This is a genomic window from Serratia fonticola (genome assembly GCF_001006005.1).
Lineage (GTDB): Bacteria > Pseudomonadota > Gammaproteobacteria > Enterobacterales > Enterobacteriaceae > Chania > Chania fonticola.
In genome coordinates, this window is the sequence record NZ_CP011254.1 from 490,989 (window position 1) to 514,066 (window position 23,078).

Sequence of the window (23,078 nt, forward strand, 5' to 3'; positions counted from 1 at the left end):
GCTATATATCATAGTCGATCACGATGGGATATCAGGGGCTGGCCTTTATTGCCATAAGCCAAACTTGACGGCACGATTATCATGATACTGCCGAGATTTGGCCGCTTCGAGAACGCCGTTCTGAATATCTATGGATAGCGGCTCAGTTCGAGGTACCGTTCCGTCAGCTCTGCGGTATGCCCCGCCATACTTGATGACAGCACGGCGGGGCATCAAGCGATTTCCAGCCATCAATCACAGGCAAACTGCTGGCTAATGTTTTTTCTCAGCGAGAACAGCTCGCTGTCGTTTTTAACCTGCAGTTTGCGCATGGCATTACATTTGTGCGCGCTGATGGTCTTGATACTGCGTTGTTGCAGTTCAGCAATTTCCCGCAGGCTCATCCCGTTGAACAAGAACGACAGGACATCATTTTCGCAACGGGTCAGATGATGCAGGCTGGAAACATCTTCAGGATCGGTACGCGCCAGATAAGAGCCGATCAACGGGCTCAGTACGCGCTCACCGTTAAATACCCGGTGAAAGAACTCCCCGACCAGCGGCAATTCATCCCCACGGGACACCACGCTGATATTGACCACATCAAGCAGCTTGCACAGATCCTCCCCTGTCTGGCTGCGGGTGTAAACAATGACCCGTAACTCAGGCTGCTGCGCGCACAAATTAAGGAGAACTTCACGACACTGTGCGATGGTTTCATTCAGGCCATTGAGTTCGGTGATGAGAATATCGACGGGTTGGTACAGCAACCTTTCGGCAACCCCAGCCATGCTGGTTTCCTGCACGATAATCTCATTGGCGACGTTAAGCGTGCCAAGAAAGCAAGACAGCCCAGTAAGTGTGAGTGGGCTGCGATCCATTAACGCCAAGCCAAGCGGCTTTTGTGACAACGGTTGCATAGACGACTCCTGTATAAATATCTCGTTGATTCCATCCAGAGAATAAGTGCATAGCGGTATCAAGGGTTAGCGGGCAAACACCGGGCCGGTCTTTGCCATCCACTTGCCTTGCAAATAAAGTTCACCATCATTCTGAAAGCCCAACTTGTGCATCGCATTACGCTTGTGGGTGCTGACGGTGCGGACATCACGGTGCATCATCAACGCCGCGGTGGTCACGCTTTTGCCGGAAAACAGGTGCGTCAACACATCCAGCTCACGGGACGTCAAGGCTTTGCCAATGGCGGACTGACTGCTCAGCAATTGCCTTACCTTATGGCTATAGCTGCGACAACCCGATAAAACCTGCTTTACGCATTGCGCCAGCGCAACGCCAGGCTCCTGTTTGAGCACCAGCCCTTTGATGCCTGATGCGGTCAGCAATTGCAGCACCCGAGGATCGTCAAGAGCGGTACACACGATCATCGCCGTGGTTGGCCAATGCTCCAGGCACTGTGCAATCAGCCTTAAACCATCCAGAACCGACTCTTCTTCACCACACAGTTCCATAATCAACAGCCGGGCCGGGCGATGGCGCATCAATCCTGGGATTTGCTCCAGATTACTGACTCGTTGTACCTCGTCCGTCAAGCCACAGGACTGGGCCAAAATGTTACGCATTCCGAGTGCCGTGATGGGGCAAGATTCCATTACAATCACACCGTCCCCTTTTAACCCATAAGGGCTGGGGGAATGCGCACTCCCTCTCTGATAAGTATGAACCATTGTCATATTAAACCTCCCATTTCTGCTAAATACCCTTTTTTACTTCCTTGATAAATTGGTGTGCAAAAATGTCATTCCCTCTCATAGTTATGAGGGCTATCTTTTCTTGTTTTTATTGATCAAACAACACATTGAAAATAAAGTCAGCTACCAATAATTAATAAGCCCCAGGCAATTAACCCAACAGACACAGCTAAAACTACCATAAAAAAGTGGGGCCAGGCTTTCTTATGGCTTGAGGGTATTACTGGTGATTACTGATAGGTGAGAGCCACCTGCACAACGCCCTCAATACTGCCTGGGGTTGCCCCACCTTTAGTGCTAAAAGCGCGCGCCTTCAGCGGGAAGCTCGCCTTACTGGTGGAGTGATCGACAGCCACGGTCATATCACTGCCGGTGCCCAACCGGCGATTAGCTGATGAACTGCCATCAACCATTTCAATCTGCACGGCACCGGCAGGATTAGCCGCCTCGTTCTTATACAAATCCGTGCTTTCATCCGCTGCCGTACCGGTGAAAGTCGCAATAACGTTAGTGGTTGAGGCTGGGCAGTCACTCAGATCCAGACTAAAATTCTCCCAATCGCTCCCCGCACCCGCGGTCAGAGTATGTGCCTTGATCTCCCCCAAATTCACGTTTACATCGCCCCCTACGGCATCGACCGTACACGGCGAAGCTTTAACCGTACCGGTGATCTTTATGCGTGCATCGACCGCCAAAGCCGAGTAACTGATCCCCATACCACCGAGAGCCAGGCACAATGCAGTCGTTTTAAAAATTGCTTTCATATCCATAATAAATATCCTTCTCCATTTTAGTTAAACTTACTTTCGCAGAAAGCCCGAGATTTCCGAGGCAAACGGGATTATTCCATTTTTACCGTAATAGTCGCGGTTGCCTCAAAGTCTCCAACTTTCGGTGCTTTGCCGGTCGTGCTAATAGGGTAGATGTTCAATGTCGTCTGACTATCACTATTAATATTACCCAAGCCATTCATTTCCATTGATAGTCGGTCCCCAGGCGAAATAACCTGAGTATTCCCGCCACGTTTTTCTTCAATTCTGATCGCAATATCATCATTATTCGACGTCACCGAACCATTAGTGGTGGTGGTCTTCAGGGCAGTAGGATCATGAGGGTTCACCTCGCCCTCAAACAGCAAGCTGATTTTTGCGCGCGTCGACAGGTTGGTGCACTCCAGATACAGGGTTTCTTCATGAATCTGGACGGTACTTGGCTTTTGACCTTTAACATTAAAATCGGTGGACATAATGCTGCCAAAGGGCACGGTAATCATTGGGTTTTTAAGTTCGCATTTTTGCGGCACGGTGATCTTACCGCTCATGCTCACTGACGCCGTTGGTCTGCTCCCCCGGCCTACATTGGGATCCGAATTAATATAGACATCCAACAGGGGAGAATGCGTTATTGTCGACGTGCCAATAACCGCCTGCCTGAAATAGAGATGAACTAATCCTTGTGCACCACTATCGTAGAGTACGCCCTTACAATCCTGAGGCCGGTTAAAAAAGCCATTCCCCCGCCATCCGTTACCAGGGAAAGGCACAGGGAAATATTTATTGACCGCACCGGCAATATACACCTCCATAGCGGCAGAAAAATCCTCGCTACCGCTCAACGAATAGAACTGCCTACTACCATCCCCATCCGGCAGAGCCGCCCCCCTTGGGACAGCCATAATAAACGACTCTTTCATCCGAGTTTCGCTACCGCAGTCGCAGTTGACCAGATACCCGTCCCCCTCGTTCTGCCACACATTTTCGGCCTTATTCACCTCATAAAACGTCTTGCCAGCCGTGTTCTTATCCGGATGGTCGAACAGCTGATTAAACGTAAAGTGATAACCCATAGTCGAGCCTGCAGGTTCGCACTGCCCGATGGCGGCCTGCGCCGATGGCAGGCTCCCCAACCCCAAGGCGATAACTCCCCCGATGGCTGAATAATGCACTAACGATTTCCATTTATTCATCATTAAAGCCTTTATAAACATTGGCCATTCATCAAACGGATCCCGGTGCTATCTTTTTGCTCCGGCACACTGTAAGACACTTGGCATTGTTGCGACGCGGCGTTGCCCCACTTGACCTGCAACTTGCCGCTACCGGCCATCCCAGAGAGGAATACCTGACCACCGTCACCGACGATGCTGCCGTTGTCACCCCCATTGCTATCGGTTACGGTGGCACCGAACGGTACTGGCGCCCCCTGCCTCAACAGGGTCATCAATACCCGCTGACCGACATTAGGTTTGAACTCGGCGCGCACGATCGCACCACGGGTTGGGATCACCGTCTGACTGGTTATCGTCATATCGACATCATCTGGCAGAGTAGTGGTGTTTATCGCAATATTGTTTTTGCGATAGACCGTGGCGTAAGGCACCACGGCATAGCCACGCCAGTCGGTAGTCACCCCAGGTTGGTTGGCTATATTGACACCCTTGGCTCCCGGTGCTTTTACCAGCACCGCCGTCTCATTCATCTGTTGCGAGAGTGTCAAACCGTCTTCGTGCAAGAGGATCCCGCCCTGTACACCGTAGTTGAGGCGTTGATCGGAACGGTTATAGCCATACCCCACGTTGACTCTGCCCAAGCCGCCACGATAGCCAAGGCTGCTATTGCCGTAAGCCCCGACGCCCTGGCTGGTGTATCCCTGGCTGACGTTGTAGCTCAGGTTATTACTGGGTAATGCGGTACCGTTAAGGCCGACGGAGTTACTGGTGGTGCCTTTGCGGCTGGTATTGAGGTTGTAGCTTGCATAGCTGTCAGACAGCCTTCCGCCCAATGGCATACTGATATTAAAGGCGAGAATATGGTCGTCATAGTTGACGCGTTCGCCGCTGCTGTCATAACCATCTCTGCTGAAGGTGTAGTTCAGGCCATAGCTGATACTGTTCCAGCTATTGTTATACCCGACGCTCACCGACTGGTTACGGCGCCGATCGTTCCAATAATCTTCGTTGTACAGACTGAGCGATAGTGAACCGGCACCTTCCCATAGCGCCTGGCTCATCGACAGTTCAGCACGACTCTTCTTGTGAATCTGACTTTGTGATGTTTTGCCGCCGGTATAGGTATTTAACGTTTCCTGCAGCGTATAGAACCCCGCTGTAGAGTAACGATAGCTGGCCAAGGTGAAGCTGGTGCCCGTTTCGACAAAGTTCTTGCCGTAACGCATACGCCACGACTGGCCGCGCTCTTTGGCAGAAAATTCAGGTTTAGACCAAGCCTGGGTAACATCGGTAGAAAACGCGCCGATAATCCCCATGTTTTGCCCCCAGCCGAAAGCCAGTGCCTGATATTTGCTGGCGGCCTGCACACCGCCGTAAAGGGTGGCCCCCCTCGGCAAGCCGTAGATCGCCGTGCCTTGAGTAAACAACGTATCATCCACGTTACTGTTGGATGAACGATATTGGCCGCTGGTCAGGCTGTATTTGAAACGCCCCTGTCGCTGTAACACCGGGACGGAAGCAAACGGCACCACTAACCTTTGCTCACTGCCATCGCTCTCTTTAATGCTCACTAGCAGATCGCCGCTGCCCGCCGTCGGATACAGATCGCTGATTTCAAAGGCCCCAGGTGGCACATAGCTCTGATAAATGACATAGCCGTTCTGGCGAACTGTGACCTGAGCGTTACTGCGGGCAATGCCGCGCACCGTTGGTGCATAACCTCTTAAACTCTCTGGCAGCATGTCATCATCCGAGGCTAACTGACCGCCCCGGAAAGGCACACTGTCAAACACTTCACTTTGAGAGGAGCTATCACCCAGTATCAACTGGCTCTTCAGCGCTACGATGTCGCGCTGTAAATAGGTATTGATGGAATCCCAGTGGCTTTCACCATCAGAGTCACGATTCCAGGTTGAGTAGTTACGCAGACGCCAGGCGCCAAGGTTGATCCCTGAACGCAGGTTGAGATAATAGCTATTGCTGTCCGAGCTCTTACTGTTTCGTGCCCAGCTATTGGCACCGCTAAAGTTATAGTTGACCAACAGCGCCGGTATTCCCTGATCCCACTGATCTGGTGAAACATAGCCACGGACGGTCGAGTTCAATGCCGCCTGGGGGATACTGATATCCAACCGCTGTTGATTAAAACGGAACGTGGCCGATGCCTGGGGAATGATCTGCGCCAGATTAACGCACTGCCCCGAGGCCGGGATAGCGGGGAAGGAGGCGATCTTCACCCCCATTGCCTCAAGCATATCGCTGCTTAGGCAAGGCTGCAGGCTATCCTCACCTGCCGGGCTCCGTTGCAGGGAGAAATCAAGATCCTGGGTATCGATCATCGCCCCATTAAGATAGATATCAACCCGGTACGTACCTGGGGCCTGACTCCGACCATGTTCAAACACCGTCAGATCAGCCCCTCGCTGAGACGGATTATCAAGCTCCAGCAGTGCCGGGTTAAAGTAATCGCGGGCCTGTGCGCTACCGGACATTCCCATTAACATGGCAACCTGGCATGGGATTAACCACGCCAGCTGGGTACGGTTAAATCCGCGCGAGCCTATACGCTTCGGGTTTTTCATCCATTTAACTCCATTTATCAGCCGCGCCAGTAAATTCCGGCAAGCCGCGTCCCTTCCCTGTACTACCTGTGCAGGGATTTGCAGTATTTAATCTGGTGAATGCCTTTATAGATTCCCGATAAACGGTTTAGTAATACCGCCGTAATCGTTAATAACTTCCCAGCTCAATGCCCCACCAGAGCTACCTTCGGGTAGTTCAAAGCGTGCACTGGATTTCGGTGCAACCATGCTGACACTTTTCAGCGGGCTACCATTAACCTTGACTGAGAATAGAGTGATAAAATAGGGCGATGCATTAGTCACCTGAACCGCGTTACCGCTACGCTGCCAGGTCAATGTCTTGGCGGCGTCCTCTAACGTACCGGGTAACCCCTGAGGGCGATAAATCAGCTTGATGCGCGTCTTGACCGCAATTTGCAAACTGTTTTCCTGTTTCTTGGCCGAAGGAATAGATTTGATGTTCAGCCAATAGAGAGATTCTTTATCGGTCGGTAAATTCCCCCCTGCACGCACTACGCGTAGGATATTATTCTGCTCGCCATCCAAACGGAATAAAGGGGGGGTAATGATAAATGGTGCCTTGGAGGTATCCCCTTCGTTTGTGTCAACCCAGGACTGAATGAGATAAGGCACCTTATCCGGGTTATTGACCCCCAGGGAGGCTTCTTTTTTACCACCGTCATAAACCAGGCGCGTTCCGCCGACAATAATGCCCGCCTGTACCTGCGCACCAAAGGTTAGTAACAGCGCTGCGACTATTGTGCTCCGCCAGACTTTCATTGCTTATTCACCACTTCGGCCATTGAGAGAAAGGCCAGGGGGTGACTTTCGCTCCCCTGACCAGCCTTATACCGCCCGTATCAGCCGAGCGGATAAAACTTACTGATAGATAATGGTAAAGTTGCTCACTGCGTTAGCCTTGCCAGCCGTTACGGTGGCTGAAGTCGCGTAATAACGTGCAACAAACCCGAGCACGTTATCATCGGTGCTGCTCAGTGGGTAAACGCTGGAATCCGTGTGCAGGTTAATCACTTTGTTGTTGTTGTCAGCAATCTGAACACCAACACCGGTGGCAACACCTGGCTCATCGGTCAGCGCCAGAACGGCATCGTTACCCGCGACCTGGATACCATCAAAACGCACTGTCGCCGCTTTAACCGTATCTGGGCAGTTCTGCAGGATCAGGGAGAAATCCTTAGAAGCAGCAGTGACACCCGCGCCACCCTTGAATGCGCCGACATACACTTTACCCAGAGTAACGGTCTGGTTTTCTGAGTCAGAATGCACGGTACAAGCTTGATCGATGATTTCACCAGCGAAGTTGACTTTGCCGTCTGCAGCGAACGCAGCGGTGGAAAACGCGGAGGCAGCCAATACAGCTACGGCGAGCAGATTCTTGTTCATATACTACTTTCCTTTTAAATAATGCACTTCAAATACGCACATTTGTTTATTTTTGACATAACCCTATGTCATTCCTTTTTATTTAGTTCATCGACTGAAACACGCCTCCGCAAATAGCAATGGGGCAGCAATACCTTTCCAGTCAAACGATTCATTTTGAACTAAAGTGACTCCTTTGGTTTAACGTGCCAGGGATGGCCTTAAAACAAAAAATTAGCGGGTTAATATTCTGAAAAACACAAATATAAAAGGATTATGAACTGGTTATAAAACGGACTGGTTTCGCTCTTGGCTTTTTTTAGGTGGTTACGTAAGAAAAAACTTAAGGCTGGGTGAGGGTTTTTTATGGCTAAAATTATTTAAATCGTTGTTATTCAATGCATTTATCAATCAATATGAATTATTGAATAGTTAGTGTTGACATTATTTTTGAGTATCCTTAGAGTATGTTGCAATTTAGTTCAAAGTGACTCATTAGACATATTTTCCTTACTCAAATCACCATACTTCCTTGAACCGCCTGGCATTGCTTGCCGTATATAACACCGTATTCTGAATATTCCTATGGCCAAGAAAATCCTGAATCAAGCGCGTATCTATTCCCCGGTCCGCCAAGGCAAAACCGCAGCCATGACGCAGCATATGGGGATGTGCATTGACCTCCAGATTGGCCGCTTCACTGTAATTACGAATTAGCCAATAAATTCGCTGGCGTGATAAACGAGATCCCCGGTTAGAAAGAAACAACCACTCGCTATCCGCGCCACGGTACTGTTTTCTCTTGGCCATCCAACGCTGTAAACATTTCCGCTCGCGCACATACAAAGGATGAACCGTTGAGAAGCCGTTCTTCAATCGATGAATATAAATATTGCCACCTTCAAGGTCGATATCTGACAGCCGCCAGCTATTGATTTCACTCACGCGGCAACCATGAATAAAGCACATATAAATCAAACAGTAATCTCTCTCTGGGTTCTTGCCTTTCAGCGTTGCCTCTAGCAGCTTTTCCACTTCGGAAGGCGTTAAATGTTTACGACTGGTCATAGTACCTCTTTGACTTTTCACCAAAAGTATGTGGATTTTTCCTCCCTTTTATTTCCACAACAACGCTCAGGAGCATTTGCCCCTGCCTTCGGATAACATCCTGGATCCTCAGCGGAGTATAGCCGATAAGTAATCACGAAACAGCCAGGTCATGGAACAATGCTAATTACCCATGATCTAACGCAACTTAGCTAACACTTAGATTAAAATCAGTAATTCAGCTCAGTTATAGGTTAATAAAACAGCAGGGTTGAGTTATGCAACATAACAACAACATAATGAAAGCAAGAAATACAACATAAATGCACCTTGATGGAAAATGGAATAATACCCACCCCCGACAATCAATAGGACATTAAACGGAGAGGCGTCCTACAACGGATCGGTCAGAGAATCATCCCAAAATAAAAGCACATAAAATAAGTGGAAAACATAACCACCACCTATATAAAAAGGTGATCATATCGGAAAATACGCATATAGAGCGGGTTGGCAATCAAACGGATAAAAATAAATTCGCAGGAACGTACGGCAATAAAAAAGGGGCACCGATAGACAGTGCCCCGACTTGATACAGGAGGTATTAACGCGATCAGACGGTCAAACCACCGTCTAGCACCAAAATTTGCCCCGTCATGTAACGGCTGTCATCACCGATGAGAAACGCGGTGGTACGTGCTACCTCGCTGGCTTTGCCCAGACGACGCAGAGGAATTTGCTTGCGCAGCGCTTTCAGCGCCTCCGGCGGAATGGCCTGTGTCATCTCGCTTTCGATAATCCCGGGCAGCAAGCTGTTCACCCGGATACCAAAGCGCGCCACTTCCAGCGCCAGAGATTTCCCCAGGCCGATCATCGCCGCCTTACTGGCCCCGTAGGCCGTTTGCCCGGTGTTGCCCTTGATACCCGTCACTGAGGACATCAGCACCATCGCCCCTTCCCCCTGCGCCATCATGGCGGGCAGCAGGTGCCGGTTCCAGTAGAAGATGGCGTTGAGGTTGGTATCGATCACCTGCCGCCAGCGCTCACCGGTTTGCTGGATATGCAAATCATCCTGCGTGATCCCGGCGTTATGGATCACCGCAAAAGGCGCACCTAGGCGTGCCAGCAACGGCGGAGCTGCAACGTCTACCGCCAGCTCGTCACTGCCGTCACAGATGCAGCTTTCCACCCAGCCCGGCAAACCCGCGCAGGCTTCAATCACCGCCGCGCTGGCCGACTGGCCGCTACGGCAGGTGAACACCACGTTCCACTGCTTGGCCAATTCTTCCACCAATGCGCGGCCAATCCCCCGGCTCCCACCGGTCACCAACACCCATTGTTTAGTCATGAGATTACTTTTGCGCATCGGCCAGGTTTTGACAGAGTTCACCCAGCGTCATAGTCGGCTGATTGATGAACATTTCGGCGGTGAGCGTGGCCCCAAACTCACGTTTGGCCAATACCATCAGCTCCACATAGTCCAGACTGTCCAGCTTCAACTGGTGCAGGGGCATCTCTGGCGCCAGATCGGCCATCTCGAGATCTTTGGCATCACAAATCATTTCCGTGACGGTGTCGTAAACCTGTTGGTAGTTTTCCATTGTTATATCCCTATGTTAATGATCGGCCACTGGCCATGTTTTTAAGGTGACGGAAGTCGCGAGCAGCGGATGCTGCTGCGTTCTGGCCTCGATCACCGTGCGTAACACCAATCCGCTGCTTACATTCCCGATCACCAGCATCGGCTGAATGCGGTAATACAGCCGATCTTCGGGTGCAAAAAGCGCTTCGGGGGTGAATAATCGGGCACTGAAGTGGGTTTCATGATGCGTCTGTACCACCGGGCTCTGGGCAAACACCTCAATCAGCGTGGTGGCCTGCAGTTCCGGCAACGTCGTCGCCAGCATCGCCACGGTTTCCGGGGATTTCACCAGCAGTTGGAACAGCAGGGCGTCAAAGAAACTCCACGCCTGAGCGGCCTCCGATGCCTGCCCTGGGAAGGGCTGGCAGAGTGCCATCACCTCGTTAACGGTCAGCGCATGTTCGTGATCGCAAGCCACCAAGTCTAGTGACCTGGCCGGAGCCAGCTTGCTGCTGAAGCAGCTTTCCTGCGTGGCACAATCCCGCAACTCACCGCTGATCTGCTTGCCGTTGCCCGCTATCTGCAAGTGATACGGCGTCTGGCACAGCACCGGTCGGCGCATGCGGGTGCTGAAAACATAAAAGTCATGCTCCAGCGGAGTCGCAAGCAACACCGCACTCAAATGACGTTTCACATCCAGCATCGCACGCATCCCATGGACGCTCAGTTGATCGGCCCCCATTTTGCGCACGTGCTCCAGATCAAAGTGGATCGGGTTGTAGTCGCCGGAAAAGGCGGCCCACTCCTCGGCATCGCGCAGGGTGTAGTTGAAGATCATACTTATGCCTGCCCGATAACCAACGCCGCGTTAGCGCCGCCGAAGCCGAAACTCAGATTCAAGATGTTCTGTAACCGGGCCGGACGGTGCCCTTCGCTGACGTAATCCAGATCGCACTCCGGGTCAGCATTTTTCAGGTGACAGGTGGCTGGGATCAGCTGATGCTGCAACGCTTGCAGGCAGATGATGGATTCAAAACTGCCTGCCGCCGCAATCAGATGCCCGGAGTAAGACTTGGTGCTGGAAAGCGGCGTGCTGTAGGCCGCCTCGCCGAAGGCCAGTTTGATCGCCTGGGTTTCATTCAGATCGTTGAGTGGCGTAGAGGTGCCGTGCGCATTGATATAGTCAATCTCCTCCGCCGCCACACCGGCCTGCCGCAAGGCGTGCTGGATGGTTTTCACCCGGGCAAGCTTGTCTTCTGCGGGAGCGGTAAAGTCGAAGGCATCAGAGTAATTGCCGTAGCCCTTGATTTCCCCCAAGATGGTTGCCCCACGCGCCAGTGCGGCTTCGCGCTCTTCCAGGCACAACACGGCAGCACCTTCGGATAGCACAAAGCCGTTACGATCGAGGCTGAACGGGCAGCAGGCCTTGCTGATGTCGTCCTGCTCACTCGTCAAAGCACGCAGCACATCGATATTCCAGACGGCAGTGTCGCTGCTTAACGACTCCCCTGCCCCGGCCAGCATCATCGAGGCACGACCACTGCGGATCACCTCAAACGCATCGCCAATGGCGATCGTCCCGGTGGCGCAGGCCGCAATCGGGCTATTCTGATAGCCACGCAGCCCCCAAAACAGGCTACAGGCGGCCGTCGCGACATTCGGCATGGACAGGAAACACCCAAAGGGTGAACCCAATCCTGCACGTAAAAAGTCCTCATGATTGTTTTGTATTTCATCTTGGCCCGCCCAACCGCTGCCGATGATAGTGCCGCAGTCCAGCAGATCGTAATAGGCCGCCGGGCTTTCCCCATGGAAGGCCATCTCCATTGCTTCGCGGGCCGCCCCCAAGGCTAACCGGGCAAAGCGGGGCAAACGGCGGCGGATCGCCGCAGGCACCCCTTTCAAGTCAGGTTCGTCGTCGATCACCCCCAAGAAACGCGACTGGATCCCCACGGCAGATTTATCGTAATAGCGATAACCCAAGCGGTAATCCATCATCGCCGCCCAGCTTTGCTCGGTATTCATCCCTAATGGCGTGACCGCACCAAAACCTGTAACCACCACGCGACGTGGCAAAGCCTCTCTATTCATGATCTCATCCTGTTATATCACCGTCTTTTTCCACACCGCCGCCCAACGCCAACCACAGCTTCATGGTGGCGTTGAGATAGTTGTACTGCAGATCTGACAAATTGCTTTCGATGGTCAATAACGCATCCTCGGCATCCAGCAAAGTCTGGAGAGAGACCGCTCCGGCCTGATACTGGCTGTTGGCCAGCGCCAAACGCTGTTGACCAAGCCGCAGGTTGCGTTGCTGATTGATTTTTTGCTGTTGATAGCTGAGACGTTGCGACATGGCGTTATCCACGTCGGCCAACGCATTGTAGACCTGGCTGCGGAAAGCGATCGCCGCCTGCTTGACGTCCAAATCGGCTATTTCGATGGTCAGTTGCACGGTATTCCAGTTCAGGAAGGGTAAAGCAACGCTGCTCCCCAAACTTCTGCTTGGGTTGCTGAACCACTGCTGGAAAATCGTGCTGCCCGCATTGAGTGAAGCACTCAGCGAAAGCGTAGGGTAGAAGTTCAAACGCTCCACATCCGACCCTGCCAACGCAGCACGCAAGTTCTTTTCTGCCGCCTGCACATCAGGCCGACGAGCAATGACTTCTACCGGCAAAGCGCTCGCTACCGGCACTTCCTGAGTGATATCAAGGGAGCGGCGTTCGGCCTGACGATCGGTGGGCGAACGGTTGAACAGGATCGCCAGCGCATTACGGTTCTCTTCCCGCTGCTGTTGCAGCGTGCGGTAGGTGTTCTCACGATTGATCAGCGATTGCTGCGCCTGTTGCAGGTCGAGTTGCCCGGCGGCACCGGCGTCATAACGGGATTGCACCATCGCCAGCGTCTGTTGGCCGATTTCCAGCCCCGCCTGCTGTTGCTTGATTTGCTGATTAAGGTTGGCGATCTGCCAATAATACTGCGCCGTGTTGCCGATCAGCGTCAGCGCGGTATTTTGCCGATCCTGTTCCTTGGCCTCAGCCTGCCACTGCGCCTGCTCTCTGGTTCGTGCCAACTTGCCCCACAAATCCACTTCATAGCTTAGCTCCAGCCCACTGTTGTAAGACTCTGTGGAGTTCGTATTCTGACGCAGGTTCTTGCTATTACTGACCCCGCCGCTTGCCGTGGCGGTTGGCGTCAGGTTGGTATTCTTCAGCCCGGCCGCCAGCCTCGCCTGCTGGAGTTGCAGCCCGGCAATGGCCAGATCGTTGTTGCTGGTCAGCACCCGCCCAATCAGCACGGAGAGCTGCGGATCCTCGAAGTTATCCCACCAGTGGTCAGTGTGTTGCAGATAGCCAGAACCGGTCTCCTGCACTCGCCACTCGGCGGGCACCGACAGCATCGGCCGCTGATAGTCGCTTTTCGTCAAGGCGCCACAGCCGCTCAGCAGCAGAGGCAACAGTAGTAGAGGAAGTTTGCTCTTCATCATTCGCGCGCCAGCGCCTCCGTTGGATGCAGTCGCGCCGCGTTGCGCGCTGGGAAAAAACCAAACCCCAGGCCGATCAACGCCGAGAACCCACAGGCCAGCACCAACGGCGGCCAGGTAAAAATCATGGTGAATTCCTGCGTCACCAGGGAGAAAATAACTCCCGCCAGCCCAGAGCCAATAATGCCAATCAACCCACCCAGCGAGCAGATCACCATTGCCTCAATCAGAAACTGGCGCATGATGTCCGCAGGCCGCGCGCCGACCGAAAGGCGTATGCCGATCTCATGGGTGCGTTCGGTGACCGACACCAGCATGATATTCATCACGCCAACCCCGCCCACCAGCAGTGAAATCCCTGCAATGGCGGTGATCAGCAGCGTCATGGAATCCGAGGCTTTACGGATGGCCTTGGTCATCTGGTCATTGGTCTGGGTGAAAAAGTCGCGCCGGCCATGCGCCTGTTCCAACAGCCGTTCGACGCGCCCCTGTGCTTCGATAAGCGAGGTCCCTTCATGCACACGCAGCATAATCGACTCGATCGGCATATCACCGGACATACGCTCCAACACCGCGGTATAAGGCATCCAGGCGCCCAACATCATGCCGCTGTATTTGCCGCCTTTACGTTCGGCAACGCCGATCACTCGGTAAGGGGTACCCGCAAGCTGGACGATCCCACCCTCAGCCACTTCATCCGGCTCAAACAGCGTGTCGCGTAATTGCGGATCGATAATCACCACCGGCTCACGCTCATCCAGATCGCGCCGGGTAAAGCCATTACCGGAAAGGAAATTCAGGCCCTGCACACGAAAATAGGCGTTGCTGATACCGGAAATTGAAGCCATCGCCTCTTTGCCACCGCGCACCGCGGCCACGGTTTTACTGACCACCGGCGACACGCTGTCGACATAAGGCTGGTGCTCCAACAGCTCAACATCAGCCACCGTCAGCGAGCGGGCGAGATCCGGACGCGGTTTATCCCACCCCATGCCGGGGCGAACATCTAGGGTACTGCTGCCCAACTGGCTAATTTCATTCAGTATATTTTGACGTGCGCCCTCACCCACCGCCATTGACGACACCACGGAAGAGACGCCGATAATGATGCCCAACATCGACAAAAAGGCCCTTGCCCGGTGCCCCAGTAACGCACGCCAGGCCATCTTGACCGCCTCTTGCACGCTCGGCCAGAACGGGTTGCGCCCGGTAGCCGCGGCAACCGGCAACGCAGGTTTGGTTTCCTGTAGGGCTACCGCCTCATTACGCTGGTCGGCCACGATCTCGCCGTCGCTGATTTCGATAATGCGCTGCGCCTGATTGGCCACGTCCCGATCGTGGGTGACGATAATGATGGTATGCCCCGACCGGTGCAGCGAGTGCAGGATCCCCATCAGCTCCTGACCACTGGCACGGTCGAGCGCACCAGTTGGCTCATCAGCCAGAATAATCTCCGCCCCGTTCATCAACGCGCGGGCAATACTGACACGCTGCTGTTGCCCACCAGAGAGCTGCGCCGGTTTGTAATCCATTCGGTGCTGCAATCCAAGCCGGGTGAGCAGGTATTCGGCCCGCGTCTGGCGTTCTGCCGCAGGCATCGCGGTATACAGGGCGGGAATAGCGACGTTTTCGGCAGCGCTCAGATAGGGCATCAGGTGATAACGCTGGAAAATAAAGCCGATGTACTGGCTGCGTAGCTGGGCCAACTGATCGCTGCTGGCAAGCTGGGTAGAGATACCCTTGATCTGCATCGTCCCCTGCGTGGGCTTGTCCAGGCAGCCGATGATATTCATCAGCGTGGATTTTCCCGAGCCGGAAGCGCCAATGATCGCCACCATTTCGCCACGCTGAATGGAGAGAGAGATATTTTTCAGCACCGCCACGGTCTGCAACCCGGAGACAAAATGCCGGGAGATCCCGCTCAATGCGATCAAGGGAGCGGATGGCTTAACCATTGCTAGCACTCCCGATGGCATGCTGCGCCAATACTACGCGGTCACCCTCTTTCAGCCCCTCTTTCACTTCGGCAAACTGGCGGTCGTTCAGGCCGATGCGGATCCAGCGTGTTTCAAGCTGTTTGCCGTTCATTACCTGCACCTGATAACGATCTTTACCCTGTTGTTCACCGAAGGCGGCCACCGGCACGCGCAGGGCATTTTTCACCTGTTCGGTGATAATAAAGACCTGAGCGGTCATCGAGGTGCGCAACAGACGTTTGCTGTTGGCAATGGCAAACACGCCGCTGTAATACACCGCCGAAGCTTGCTGATTGGCAGAGCCTGACGAGTTACCTTCCTGCAAGGCTTCGTTCGGGGCTTCCTGGATCGAGCCCATCACGCTTTCGTAACGCTGTTTGGGATCGGCAACAACGTAGAACCACAGCGGTTGCCCGACGCGCACCTTCAGGATATCAGTCTCCGAAATACGGGTGTGTACCGTCATGGTGTCCACATCCGCCAGCACCAGAATGGTCGGCACGGTTTGTGACGATACGATGGTCTGCCCTTCCTTGGTGACGATCCCCAACACTTCGCCATCGATCGGCGCTACGATGCGGGTGAAGCCCAGATTGGCTTTCGCGGTTTGCTGCTCCATCTGCGCCTGAACGATCTGCGCATCGTTGACCTTCAACTGGGCAAGCTGAGTTTGGAACTGCGCCTGCGCCTTCTCCAGATCGCTTTTCACGCCTGAACCATCACGATCCAGCTTTATCTGACGCTTCAATTCCTGCTGATACTGCTTGAGCGTTGCCTGGGTGACTTGCTTTTGCGCTTCGGCGCTTTGCAGGGCAGCCTCCGATTTACGCAGTGCGTTCTGTTGCAAGGTCGGGTCGATTTCCGCCAGCAGTTGCCCTCGGGTGACACGATCGCCCTGCTTCACATACAGCTTTTGCAATTGTCCGTTAACCTGCGCACCGACGCTGACCTGCAGCGCCGGCTTGAGGATACCGGTGGCCAACACGGTTTTCTCGATATCGCCACGGGCGATCTCTTCGATGTCATAGGTATTATTGTGCGTAGGCCCAACGATGAACCAGGCAATCGTGCCTATCAACACCACCTGACACAGCAAGGCAATCGGCACTAGCCTGCGTTTATCCATGCCAAACATTTTCAACTTCATTAACTCACCGCCGTGGTTAACGCTGCTGACGCTTCAAGCTCCGTAGCAACGCTCACCACATGGCCGTTGCTCACGCGGTACACCCGATCAAACATCGGCAATACGCTTTCGCTGTGCGTCACGGTGATCAACGTTTTATGCTGCTCGCGGCAATGTGTCAGCAAGGTGGTCATCACCTGGTGCGCAGTTTCCTCATCCAGGTTGGCCGTAGGCTCATCGAGCACCAGCACCGGACGATCGCTGTACATAGCCCGCGCCAGCAGCAGACGTTGGCGCTGCCCCAGCGATAGCCCGGCATGACTCTCACGGATCAGGGCATTCAAGCCCCCCGGCAGTTTTTCTATCACCGAGCTCAGATTCAGCCCTGCAAGGGAGCGCTCGATCTGCCGATGTTTGCGCTCATCAAACCCCTCATCAAACAGGGTGATATTTTGCAGCACCGAGGCATTGAACAAGATGTCCTCCTGGCTTTGCAGGAAGAAAAGCGCGTGCACCTGCTGATAATCGAGCGGCTGCCCATCGACAATCACCTGCCCCTGTTGCGGTGCCATCAGGCCGGTCATCACTTTCAGCAAGGTACTTTTCCCCGCCCCCGACTCACCCACAATGGCAATGCTTTTCCCCGGTTTGAGAGACAGGGAAAGGTCCTGCAATACCGGCTTCTGGGCGTCATAGGCAAAAGCGATATTTTTATAACGTAACTGCGAAGTGAATTTAGGGATCGGTGCAGGTACCGCATCCTCCGCCCTATCCTGTTCAGGCCGTGATGGGAACAAGTCCCTGGCGCGGGTATCGATCACGTGCAGCTGATTCTTTTGCAGGACGGAGTAGAAAATCTTGGTGATATAAGAGGTGAAGATTTCACGCACAAAACTGTAGGCAAAGAACTCACCCAGCGTGATAGTGCCGTTTTTCAGCAACGGCAGCGCCAGCAACATAAAGAACACCATCTCCAGGCTGCCTATCAACTGATAGAGGCTGCTTTTGACCTGCTCGTACATCTTCTGCTGCTGGCGACAGGTAAACAGCGACAGAGCAAACTTGGCAAACATCCCCTTGCGCTGGCTGTCCAATCCGGCGGACTTGATGGTGGAGAACCCTTGAATACTCTCCAGGATAAAGTCGCTCTGCTCGGCGGTCTTGACCTGCAACTGCTGGGTGTAAAAACGGTCACGATAGATAGCCCAGACGCTGACCAACCCCATCAGAGTGACCCCCACACCAGACACCATGGCCAGCAGCGGGCTCATGTAGCACATCACCGCCAGTGCGATAGCGCCGATGATCCAGTCGGTACGCAGGCCGTTATCCAGCTCGATTTTAGTCCCCGACGCCATCTGCCAGTTGGAAAAACGGCTGAAGACTTCGCCCGGTGCGCGTTTATCAAAGAAGTTCAGCGAATTACTGAGCAGGCGCGAGAATCCCGCCACGCTGTTGATCACCACAAAGCGTTTGATAAAGCGCTCGGTGATCCAACGCACGCCGAAAGCCAGCGTGGTCGAAACGACAAACGCCAACAGGAAGTAGAAGTAAGGGAAGTCGGTTTCACCTGCGCTGGAAAAAACCTGATTGATGGCGCTGCTGACCATCGTCGGCATAATAAACAGCGTTAAAGAGATCAGAAACGCCAGTATCATCAGCCGGTAAATACCGGGGATACGCGCGGTTTCTTTCAGGCTCATGGTGTCGGACGCACTGAAGCGTTTACTGGGCTGAACATTGGCCAGCGCCTGAGGGTCAGGCTGGGTTTCACTGTCCAGCACCAACGCATAACCGCTGATTTCCATTTTTAACGCATCAATCGGCAACAGTTGCTGGCCAATGCCCGGGTTCATCACGCAAACGTGATTACCTTTACGGTAGGCCAGCACCACATAATGGCTCGCCCCATAATGTAAAATGGCAGGCAGCGGTATTTCCGCCAGTTCACCGTGCTCGAAGGCCACGGGATAGGCGGGCATCGCCAGTTCAGCCATAATGTCGCACAGTGTGGCCAGCGAGGTGCCATGCTGCGAGGCGGGATAGCGCTCCCGCAAGCTCTCCAATGGCGCACTGATGCCCTGCGTTTCCGCCATCATGGCGATGCAGGCCAGTCCACATTCATTCGTTTCGCCTTGAAACACCAGCGCCGGGATTATCTTTTCCATGATCTGACTTCTTCAATTTCCAGGTTATTCATTGATAAAAAATAACGAATGTGAGTGCCATAACAGCCAATCTTCCGGGTGCCTGACGATCGACGTTTCAATCAGCTCCGGCAGTTTGGCTTTCAGGTTGCAGGCCGGTATCGGCGGATAGATGTGGATTTTTATTCCCTGGTCGTAATAGAGGTAATAAGAGACCACCTGCGCAGACAAGGCTCTGGCGATACGAATAACGCCGCTGTGCAGGTTGGCCGGGCGATCAAACAGGCGACAACTCAGCTTCGCCGTTTTCGCCTCATTGGTATTAACGGTGTAATCCGGTGAGATGTCGGGGAAAATCATGATATTGCGTTGATGATCGGCCGCCGCCATAATCGCGCTAGTCAAATTGCCGGCAATCGCCCGGTTATCATCATGGATCGAGCAGTAAGTCAGGTTAATTCCCGCTTGCTGCCGCGTTCTTTCCTGATAGACCTCTGCACTGGCAGAAACCACCACCGTTGCCTGCCCCGGAAACACCCCAGCCCCTACCATGCCAGCCAGCACGTCAGAGACCATATGCAGAGGTGCAAGCACCACCGGTTGCCCTGCTCGGTGCAAGGGCTCGACGACTGCGTTGAGCTGTACCTGACAATGTTCCAACTGGGCCAGGAGGTGAGCGTTAGCGGCATGGGCAGCGGCCAGATCCAGCAAGCGACGACGCTGGCTGATCTTGGCAAAATCCACCTTACGGCCATCATCAATCAGGCATTGCTTATTGGCTGCGGCCACAAAAGCACGCCTGCGCTCCCCCCGGTTATTCAACCGCAGCCAGCGGCTAAGCGCCGCCAGCCCAAGAAACCAACGATAATCGCCATGCCGCAGCAACCAGCAAACGGTCTTGTCCTGTGCTCTGCGCAATGGCGAAAAACTCCGCGCGATTTTTGCGAGGGCATCTCTCCATGCCAGGTAAACCCACACGGCAAAGAAACGCATTATTGCTCCAGCGGTTTATCATGCTGCAGCAGCGACAGCAGGTGATCGGCAAATTCCGGGAAATCGCGATCCTGCAGGGCCAGCCACTTCTTGCTGACGATAAAGGTTGGGGTCGCGTTGATTTTGTAGTGATCGGACACGATGGTCATATAGCTCAGCAACTCTGCGACCTGCGGAGTTTGACTGGCAGCGTGATAAGCCGCGAGATCGATACCATTCTCCATCAACCAGCTATCAAGATTTTGGGGTTTACTCAGATCGCTTTGCTGTTTGATGACGGCGTTATAGGCACTTTCACGGTGCTGAGGTTCAATGCCCATCACCGTCAGGGTGGCAAATAATGGGGCGAAACTTGCCAGACCATTGCTCTGCGCATTATTGAGATGCAGACGGATCAGTTTTGTACCTGCTGGCATACGCGCTTCCAGCTTGGCAATATTCTCTTCGTTTATGGCACAGTAGTGGCAGCCGTAAGAGAATATCTCGACGATGGTATTACCCTCTTTGATCGGGCTATTCTTGATCTCGTCATCGCTGACGGCAACCAGAGCTTGCTGTTCGATGCCCTGATTCAATACAAAATAGTGGAAATAGGCCGTTGTGATCAACGAGGAAATAACGATGATCGCCAAGGTATAAATGAGAAGCAGCAGGGGTCTTTTGAACATAAGCCATACATCCTAAAAAAGGCACACCAATGAGATCTTATAACGGAGGGATAGCCATTTTTATTTAGCACGTAGCGCCGTTGGCGAACCAACAGCCATCACATCCCTGTCCATCAATAAGCACCATTCTCAAACAGGCCGATGCAAAAATCCTATCGCATCAGCCCAAACTTATATCCTGAAACTCAGGAAGAGCTTACGGCCGGCCAGCCGGGCAGTTGGCAGAGTCAACAGATGAGCTAGTCTGACTCACAATTCGGCCATTCTTATCCAGGCAAGTTCTGACTAGATAGCAAGCACCACCAACGCCACCCACATACTCAACAGCACAGACTCTTTTACATTTACCACCAACAATTGCACCTGCATCTAAGGTATTAACTTTTTTCACAGTGTCGTCCTTTTTATAAAAGTGAAACAAAAACAGCCCGAGTAACGTCTATCATCAGTGATAGAGTAATCCTACGCTTGATATAAAGGCACAATTAACCATACCTTTATTAAAGCGTAGGGAGTTAAGTTAAAGTTAATTATTTCTCTCTATCAAAAGAGCTCTGACCCAAGGATAGCCCGACGTTTAAAGCAGATCAATAATAATTTTTATGGCAATTGACATATTCCAACCAGATCATAACACCGCTAATGCAGGATATTTCTCGCTAAATAATAAGATTAAATACAATAGGAAAATACACTACTAGATATACCGTACCAAATAACAATAATTAATAAAGGACAATTCCCTGAGCGTAAAAGCAGCCCCACATCAAGAACGCAAGATATTAAAGAGAATCTAAACAGTATTACGAGGCGATAATCGGAGGGAGAGAGCGGAACCACTTGCAATGTTGATAGCACGAGGTGTGCGGCACTGGGCTTTTTATCATACGTAGCGAAGCCCGATACACGGATGTACCGGGCTAAGCCAAACGGACAAGCTTAGAACTGGTAAACGATACCGACCGAGGTCACGTTATCGGTGTTGAGACCCGCCTTGCTGGTAAAGTCGTTTTCATCCAGCAGGTTGATTTTATGATCCACATAGGTGGACATGTTTTTATTGAAGGCATAGGTGGCCCCCAGATCAACATACTTCACCAGGTTCTGGCTGCCAAAGCCCTGAATGTCTTTGGCATTGGACTGTACGTAGGCCACGGACGGACGCAAGCCAAAGTCGAACTGATACTGTGCCACCAGCTCAATATTCTGAGCCTTGTCGGCAAAGCCATAAGCCTGACTATTACGGCTGCCAAAACGGTTAGCGTTATAAGACTGGGTAAACATGGCCGCCAGGTAGACATTATTGGCATCGTATTTCAGACCGGTGCTATAGGCCTGAGCCTTATCGCCATTACCCAGGATTGCCGGGTTGTTGCGGCCGTTCTGGTCTGCCGTGCGATCGGCACTGAAGAACGCACCGGCTGCGCTGATGCCATAACCCAAATCGTAACTGACGGACATGCCGTAGCCGTTACCGTTCTGCGCCAATACATCGCGGTAGTTGTTGGATTCGGAGGCGCTGCCGTTGGTGCCCTGATATTGCAGAGCAAAATTCAGGCCTTCAACCATGCCGAAGAAGTCGCTGTTACGGTAAGTCAGCAAACCGTTGCCACGTTGGAACAGGAAGTTATCGGCACCGTAGGTGTCCCCACCGAACTCTGGCAGTACGTCGGTCCATGCACCGATGTCATACATCACGCCGTAGTTACGGCCATAATCCAGTGAACCATAATTGGCGAATTTCAAACCGGCAAACCCTACACGGGTAAAGCTGTTGTTGGCTTCGCTTTCTGCCTGGTTCAGGTTAACCTGGTACTCCCACATGCCGAAGCCGGTCAGGCTGTCGTTGATTTGGGTTTCGCCACGCAGGCCCAGACGCATATAAGACTGATCGCCATCAACCGAGTCGTTACTGGAGAAGTAGCGCTGGCCGTCAATCTTGCCGAACAGATCCAGCTTGTTACCGTCCTTGTTGTAGATTTCAGCAGCGCCCGCGGTGCCTGCAACCAGCAAAGCCGGAACCAACAGTGAAAGTACGCGAATTTTCATAATAGCTCTCTATCTAAAGTTTATATAAAAGTGATTATCGAAATACGGTAAATGCGGATGAAAACGGGAGCCATAATTAGCATGACGAAGTTAACTCCTTACCAGTTCCTTTCTGGTGGAGGAAAGTATATTGAGTAAAATCTCATTGCAATAGTTAAATTCAAATAAATTCAAAATATGTCTGAATATTACACCATCATAATATTTACCTCGAAATAATTAACATTTAAATTAACAATTAAAAATATAAACCCCGCAATTTAATCGTATCTGTTATATTTTAGTGATCAGACGAAACGAAATACATCACAAATAATAACACCAAAGACACATTCACCCATTTAAAATGTAGTAAAAACGAACGCAGTTGTTTATCTTATTGAATTAAATTGATAAATAAATGTT

19 protein-coding genes are annotated in these 23,078 nt (G+C 52.5%); all 19 read right to left on the reverse strand.

All coding sequences use genetic code 11. From position 1 onward, the window contains the following. Positions 1 to 230: 230 nt before the first annotated feature. The 19 genes from WN53_RS02080 to ompC all read right to left on the reverse strand — a co-directional run bounded on the left by WN53_RS02080 (position 231) and on the right by ompC (position 22,673). Complete coding sequence (locus WN53_RS02080) at positions 231 to 899, reverse strand: response regulator transcription factor (RefSeq protein ID WP_024485020.1); 669 nt, start codon at positions 897 to 899, stop codon at positions 231 to 233. A 66-nt stretch (positions 900 to 965) separates the two neighbouring features. After that, the gene (locus WN53_RS02085; RefSeq protein ID WP_021179842.1) at positions 966 to 1,559 is read right to left on the reverse strand and encodes a LuxR C-terminal-related transcriptional regulator; all 594 of its coding nucleotides are present in this window, start codon (positions 1,557 to 1,559) and stop codon (positions 966 to 968) included. 359 nt (positions 1,560 to 1,918) lie between these two features. Further along, positions 1,919 to 2,458, reverse strand: a complete 540-nt coding sequence (locus WN53_RS02090) for a fimbrial protein (RefSeq protein WP_051346306.1) — start codon at positions 2,456 to 2,458, stop codon at positions 1,919 to 1,921. Positions 2,459 to 2,529: 71 nt separating this feature from the next. Further along, complete coding sequence (locus WN53_RS02095) at positions 2,530 to 3,675, reverse strand: fimbrial protein (RefSeq protein ID WP_024485017.1); 1,146 nt, start codon at positions 3,673 to 3,675, stop codon at positions 2,530 to 2,532. After that, a complete protein-coding gene (locus tag WN53_RS02100) occupies positions 3,666 to 6,218 on the reverse strand; it encodes a fimbria/pilus outer membrane usher protein (RefSeq protein ID WP_024485016.1) in 2,553 nt (850 codons plus the stop codon). The genes WN53_RS02095 and WN53_RS02100 overlap by 10 nt, the downstream gene beginning before the upstream one ends. A 105-nt stretch (positions 6,219 to 6,323) precedes the next feature. After that, the gene (locus WN53_RS02105; RefSeq protein WP_024485015.1) at positions 6,324 to 6,998 is read right to left on the reverse strand and encodes a fimbrial biogenesis chaperone; all 675 of its coding nucleotides are present in this window, start codon (positions 6,996 to 6,998) and stop codon (positions 6,324 to 6,326) included. 99 nt (positions 6,999 to 7,097) lie between these two features. Then, positions 7,098 to 7,622, reverse strand: coding sequence for a fimbrial protein (locus WN53_RS02110; RefSeq protein WP_024485014.1), 525 nt, complete (start codon positions 7,620 to 7,622; stop codon positions 7,098 to 7,100). A gap of 498 nt (positions 7,623 to 8,120) precedes the next feature. Next, positions 8,121 to 8,669 carry a tyrosine-type DNA invertase gene (locus WN53_RS02115; protein WP_024485013.1) on the reverse strand — a complete coding sequence of 183 codons (549 nt, stop codon included), beginning with the start codon at positions 8,667 to 8,669 and terminating at the stop codon, positions 8,121 to 8,123. Between the two features lie 592 nt (positions 8,670 to 9,261). Next, the gene (locus WN53_RS02120; protein ID WP_024485012.1) at positions 9,262 to 9,996 is read right to left on the reverse strand and encodes an SDR family oxidoreductase; all 735 of its coding nucleotides are present in this window, start codon (positions 9,994 to 9,996) and stop codon (positions 9,262 to 9,264) included. A 4-nt stretch (positions 9,997 to 10,000) separates the two neighbouring features. Continuing rightward, on the reverse strand, positions 10,001 to 10,249 hold the full coding sequence (locus WN53_RS02125; RefSeq protein WP_024485011.1) for an acyl carrier protein: 249 nt from the start codon (positions 10,247 to 10,249) through the stop codon (positions 10,001 to 10,003). Between the two features lie 15 nt (positions 10,250 to 10,264). Then, entirely contained in the window at positions 10,265 to 11,068 is an 804-nt protein-coding gene (locus tag WN53_RS02130; protein ID WP_051346304.1) for a hotdog family protein, read from the reverse strand. A gap of 2 nt (positions 11,069 to 11,070) precedes the next feature. Then, positions 11,071 to 12,321 carry a beta-ketoacyl-[acyl-carrier-protein] synthase family protein gene (locus WN53_RS02135; RefSeq protein WP_024485009.1) on the reverse strand — a complete coding sequence of 417 codons (1,251 nt, stop codon included), beginning with the start codon at positions 12,319 to 12,321 and terminating at the stop codon, positions 11,071 to 11,073. Positions 12,322 to 12,325: 4 nt separating this feature from the next. Continuing rightward, on the reverse strand, positions 12,326 to 13,717 hold the full coding sequence (locus tag WN53_RS02140; protein ID WP_024485008.1) for an efflux transporter outer membrane subunit: 1,392 nt from the start codon (positions 13,715 to 13,717) through the stop codon (positions 12,326 to 12,328). Beyond that, complete coding sequence (locus WN53_RS02145) at positions 13,714 to 15,669, reverse strand: MacB family efflux pump subunit (protein WP_037412330.1); 1,956 nt, start codon at positions 15,667 to 15,669, stop codon at positions 13,714 to 13,716. The genes WN53_RS02140 and WN53_RS02145 overlap by 4 nt, the downstream gene beginning before the upstream one ends. Continuing rightward, a complete protein-coding gene (locus WN53_RS02150) occupies positions 15,662 to 16,837 on the reverse strand; it encodes an efflux RND transporter periplasmic adaptor subunit (RefSeq protein ID WP_024485006.1) in 1,176 nt (391 codons plus the stop codon). The genes WN53_RS02145 and WN53_RS02150 overlap by 8 nt, the downstream gene beginning before the upstream one ends. Beyond that, complete coding sequence (locus WN53_RS02155) at positions 16,837 to 18,984, reverse strand: peptidase domain-containing ABC transporter (RefSeq protein ID WP_024485005.1); 2,148 nt, start codon at positions 18,982 to 18,984, stop codon at positions 16,837 to 16,839. Before WN53_RS02155 ends, WN53_RS02150 begins: the two co-directional genes overlap by 1 nt. A 24-nt stretch (positions 18,985 to 19,008) precedes the next feature. Further along, the gene (locus tag WN53_RS02160; protein ID WP_024485004.1) at positions 19,009 to 19,956 is read right to left on the reverse strand and encodes a lysophospholipid acyltransferase family protein; all 948 of its coding nucleotides are present in this window, start codon (positions 19,954 to 19,956) and stop codon (positions 19,009 to 19,011) included. Next, positions 19,956 to 20,624, reverse strand: a complete 669-nt coding sequence (locus tag WN53_RS02165) for a DsbA family protein (RefSeq protein ID WP_024485003.1) — start codon at positions 20,622 to 20,624, stop codon at positions 19,956 to 19,958. Before WN53_RS02165 ends, WN53_RS02160 begins: the two co-directional genes overlap by 1 nt. A gap of 939 nt (positions 20,625 to 21,563) precedes the next feature. Further along, positions 21,564 to 22,673, reverse strand: a complete 1,110-nt coding sequence (gene ompC, locus WN53_RS02170; protein ID WP_024485002.1) for a porin OmpC — start codon at positions 22,671 to 22,673, stop codon at positions 21,564 to 21,566. Positions 22,674 to 23,078 lie beyond the last annotated feature (405 nt).

Coding starts and splice junctions, on each gene's coding strand:
- WN53_RS02125 (WP_024485011.1), bottom strand. CDS start 10,249: ATGGAAAACTACCAACAGGTTTACGACACCGTCACGGAAATGATTTGT.
- WN53_RS02085 (WP_021179842.1), bottom strand. CDS start 1,559: ATGCGTAACATTTTGGCCCAGTCCTGTGGCTTGACGGACGAGGTACAA.
- WN53_RS02145 (WP_037412330.1), bottom strand. CDS start 15,669: ATGGTTAAGCCATCCGCTCCCTTGATCGCATTGAGCGGGATCTCCCGG.
- ompC (WP_024485002.1), bottom strand. CDS start 22,673: ATGAAAATTCGCGTACTTTCACTGTTGGTTCCGGCTTTGCTGGTTGCA.
- WN53_RS02115 (WP_024485013.1), bottom strand. CDS start 8,669: ATGACCAGTCGTAAACATTTAACGCCTTCCGAAGTGGAAAAGCTGCTA.
- WN53_RS02095 (WP_024485017.1), bottom strand. CDS start 3,675: ATGTTTATAAAGGCTTTAATGATGAATAAATGGAAATCGTTAGTGCAT.
- WN53_RS02105 (WP_024485015.1), bottom strand. CDS start 6,998: ATGAAAGTCTGGCGGAGCACAATAGTCGCAGCGCTGTTACTAACCTTT.
- WN53_RS02150 (WP_024485006.1), bottom strand. CDS start 16,837: ATGAAGTTGAAAATGTTTGGCATGGATAAACGCAGGCTAGTGCCGATT.
- WN53_RS02120 (WP_024485012.1), bottom strand. CDS start 9,996: ATGACTAAACAATGGGTGTTGGTGACCGGTGGGAGCCGGGGGATTGGC.
- WN53_RS02110 (WP_024485014.1), bottom strand. CDS start 7,622: ATGAACAAGAATCTGCTCGCCGTAGCTGTATTGGCTGCCTCCGCGTTT.
- WN53_RS02135 (WP_024485009.1), bottom strand. CDS start 12,321: ATGAATAGAGAGGCTTTGCCACGTCGCGTGGTGGTTACAGGTTTTGGT.
- WN53_RS02090 (WP_051346306.1), bottom strand. CDS start 2,458: ATGGATATGAAAGCAATTTTTAAAACGACTGCATTGTGCCTGGCTCTC.
- WN53_RS02080 (WP_024485020.1), bottom strand. CDS start 899: ATGCAACCGTTGTCACAAAAGCCGCTTGGCTTGGCGTTAATGGATCGC.
- WN53_RS02165 (WP_024485003.1), bottom strand. CDS start 20,624: ATGTTCAAAAGACCCCTGCTGCTTCTCATTTATACCTTGGCGATCATC.
- WN53_RS02100 (WP_024485016.1), bottom strand. CDS start 6,218: ATGAAAAACCCGAAGCGTATAGGCTCGCGCGGATTTAACCGTACCCAG.
- WN53_RS02140 (WP_024485008.1), bottom strand. CDS start 13,717: ATGATGAAGAGCAAACTTCCTCTACTACTGTTGCCTCTGCTGCTGAGC.
- WN53_RS02160 (WP_024485004.1), bottom strand. CDS start 19,956: ATGCGTTTCTTTGCCGTGTGGGTTTACCTGGCATGGAGAGATGCCCTC.
- WN53_RS02155 (WP_024485005.1), bottom strand. CDS start 18,984: ATGGAAAAGATAATCCCGGCGCTGGTGTTTCAAGGCGAAACGAATGAA.
- WN53_RS02130 (WP_051346304.1), bottom strand. CDS start 11,068: ATGATCTTCAACTACACCCTGCGCGATGCCGAGGAGTGGGCCGCCTTT.